Origin of the sequence: Nonomuraea sp. NPDC001636, from assembly GCF_040298265.1 — a bacterium.
In the GTDB taxonomy this organism is placed as follows: Bacteria; Actinomycetota; Actinomycetes; order Streptosporangiales; family Streptosporangiaceae; genus Nonomuraea.
In genome coordinates this window covers 1-3,387 of record NZ_JBEOZT010000081.1, presented here as the reverse complement: position 1 = coordinate 3,387, position 3,387 = coordinate 1, and the positions used below count along the sequence as shown (strand labels likewise).

Here is a 3,387-nt window from a genome sequence, read left to right as displayed (position 1 = left end):
GGTCACGCCGAGGGGTGTGTCCGGGAACGCCATGGCTATCTCCTTCGCTGTCCGAGGACGACCTGGACGTCTCCGCCGCCGGTCTTGACGGCCTGGCGGAGCTCCTGGACGAGGTAGTCGCCTCGTGGGGTGCCCGAGGACTTGAACTCGATGACGATCGGCTGACCGGAACGCCCGTATGTCGTCGGCCCTGTCGCCCCGTTCATGCCGACGCCGGGTACGGCCGTGGGTGGCGGCTTCACCAGGTTCGCCATCGACGTGTCCACTGCAGAGCGGCCCGCCTCGATGCCCTTGACCAGACCGGCCGGGATGAACCGGCCGACCGCCGCCATGACCCTGGAGGGGCTCTTGATGCCGAGGGCCTTCTTGATGGCCTTCTGCATCCCGATGGCGATCGTGAGCATCTGCCGCTCGATCGCGGACTGCTCCGCCTGGAGCCCCTTGACGAGGCCCTGCGCCGCGCGAATTCCGGCGCCGTACATGGCGTCCCCGGCAGTGGTGCCGGCCTGCGTGGCAGCGTCGACGAGCTGCTTCTGCGTGCTGTTGATCTGCGCGATCTGCCCGGACGACGCGGTTGCCAGAGCAGCAGCCGCCGCGGATCCCTGCTCCACCCCGGCCTGCGCAATCTGCGCGATGAGGTCCGCCCTGACCCCCCTCTTACGGAGGGTCGCAAGCTGGGTGGCGAAGGTCTTGGCCTTCTGGAGCTGGGCGTTGAGGTTCGCCCAGATCGAAGTGGCGGTGGTGCCGCCCTGGTCCGACGTCTGGGTGATGTCCGCCGCGTCCAGGACGCCCTGCTTCACGTCCGCCGCGAGGGTGTTGCGCGCCTTGATCTGGTCCTGAAGGGACTTGTTCGCGGCCTTGAGCCTGGTGGCCACGAGTTCCTCGCGGCCGGTCAGCTTCAGGAGCTGGCTGGTGCCGGTGTTGAGGATCTTCAGGGCCTTGGAACGCTGCGCGCCGGCGGCCTGGAGCAGCTGCTTGTTGCGCGCGTCGATCGCCCGGTTCTGCTTCCTGGTGTTGCCCTTCTTCTTCGGGGTGAGCTTGACCGTGGTGGCGTCGATGATGATCCCGGCCATCTTGGTGGCCGTGGACCGGACCTGGCTCATCCCGGCCGTCATGCCGACGACCAGACCGCGGGCGATCCACTGCCCCTGCTTCGCGGTCACCTTGGACGGTGAGTTGATGTCCAGCACCTTGGCGATCGGGCCAGGGATCACGGCCTTGGCCCAGCTCATGATCTGAGACCTGATCCAGCCGCCCATGGACTGGATGCCCCTCCACAGGCCCTGGACGATGTTGACGCCCTTGCTGTACAGCAGGTTGCCGAGGCTGCCGAGGGCGCTGGTGATGCGGCCCGGGAACGCCTTGAACCAGCCGAGGAGCTGGGCACCCTTGGAGGCGACGCCGCTTTTGATGCGGTCCCAGTGGGCCAGGAAGTACGAGACGATCTTCCAGCCCAGGACGTAGTTCAGGATGAAGCTGCCGATGGCCTTGATCTTGGTCCAGAGCCAGTCCCAGACGATCCCCGTGTACTTTTTGATCTTGTCCCAGTTGGCGATGATCAGCGCCACCAGGCCGATCACGGCCGCGATGACCCAGCCGATCGGGCCCATCGCGATCAGCCACTGAGCGGCCATCGTCGCGGCCCAGATGACCGCCCGGCCCGCCATCAGGACGAACTGGGCGACCGCGATCGTGGCCGTCCGGACGATCTGCACCGCAAACGTCGCCATCGACGCCAGTGCCGCACCCGTCCACGCGGCCGCCGTTGTTGCCGCAGCAGCAACAGAACGGACCGCGATCAGCGCAAAGTGCGCCGTGGCAGTCACCGCCGTACGAGCCAGCTGCGCCACGAACGTCGCCAGCGACGCCAGCGCGCTGCCCACCCATGCCGCCGCGGTACGCGTGGCCGACAGCACCGCAGCAGCAGCCAGCCGCGCGTACACCATCAGCCCGACGCCGAGCATGCGGAACCAGCCCGCGATCGCGACCCATGCGCTGCTGGCCATGATGGTGTTCGCCAGCGCCACGGCCTTGGCGCCGACGGCGTACCCGATCATCCCGACCTTCACGATCAGGAGCGCGGTACCGATCGCGGTGAGAACGTCGGTCGGAGTGTTGTTGATGACGGTGGCGATGGCGTTGGCGATCTGGGTGAGCGCGCCCATGAGGGGCGCAGCGGCGACCAGGAGCGCGCCAACAGCCTTGGCCAGATTCAGGAATGTCCCGCCGCCCTGTCCCGCCAGCTCAAGGAACTTGGCGAACCCCTCCGAGCCCTTCAGGCTGGTGCCCCAGTCCGCGAACGCCTGGGTCATCGTGACGAGTCCGCCGGTGACCGTGAGGGAAGTGGGCAGGAAGGCCTGCATCAGGCCCATGAACCCCTTGCCCAGGTTGCCGATGACCTTGATGAAGTTGGCCAGCGACGTCCCGGACGCGGCGGCCATGTCGGCAGCCCACTCCTTGAACTTGGCGCCCTTCACGCCGACCGCGACCCGGTCGAGCATGTCGCCCAGCGCCTTGGCCGCCGCCTTCACGAACGGCGTGAGGGTCGGCAGCAGCGATCGCAGGAGATCCAGGCCCCTGGTGAAGACGGGCATGGTCGTGTCCGAGAGGCTCGTGGACCATTCCTCGGTCGCCACCTTCAGCTTGGCCTGCGCGAGGGCCGCGTCCCGGGTGGCCTTCGGCATGCCGGCCGTCTGCCGCTGGTAGGCCGCCTCAGCGTCCTTCGTGGCAAGGCGCGCGGTGGTGTAGGCCTTCGCGGCCTTCGTCGCGAGGTCCGAGCCCTCCTTCTTCAGCTTGTCGGCCAGGGCCTTCTTCCGGGCCTCGTTCTCCTGCGCCTTCGCGAGCTTGTCGGCCGCCGCCGACGACTCCTGCATGAGCGCCAACTGCGGCTTCACCGCGGCTCCGAACGCCCCGACCGCCAGACCCGCCGCGACAGCGCCGGCAGCCAGACCGCCGAGGGCCGCCGACAGCGCAGCGACCGCCGGCAGACCGAGGCTGATGCTCGCTGCCGCCGGGCCGATCTTCTTCAGCGCGGTGACTGCGATGCCGGCGTGGTGTCGAATGCCGTCCGACCATCCCCGCCCGGCGGCCTCGCCTTCGGTGACGAACCGGCCCCTCAGATCTCGGAGCTGGCCGTTGGCGTCGACAGCGAGGCCGCGCATGCGCAGGCGGGCGGCCGCAAGGCCGGACCGCCAGCCGGAGTCATCTGCGCGGAGGACTCCGACGAGTTCGCCGACGGTGAGCGCCATGAGCTATCGCACCCCCTTCGGTGTCTTGGGTTCGGGTGGTGCGAAGTGCCGCTGGATGCGGGTCTCCGCGGAGAGCAGGCCGAGGATCCGGACGCGGAGCCAGCGCCAGGACCGGGCCCACAGGAGGGCGCGGTCGCCG

General features: G+C 68.7%; 1 protein-coding gene. It reads right to left on the bottom strand.

The genetic code is table 11. The annotated features are described in order from the left end of the window. Nucleotides 1-35: 35 nt before the first annotated feature. Entirely contained in the window at nt 36-3,248 is a 3,213-nt protein-coding gene (locus tag ABT158_RS51045) for a phage tail protein (RefSeq protein ID WP_352366728.1), read from the bottom strand. Between the last annotated feature and the right edge of the window lie 139 nt (nt 3,249-3,387).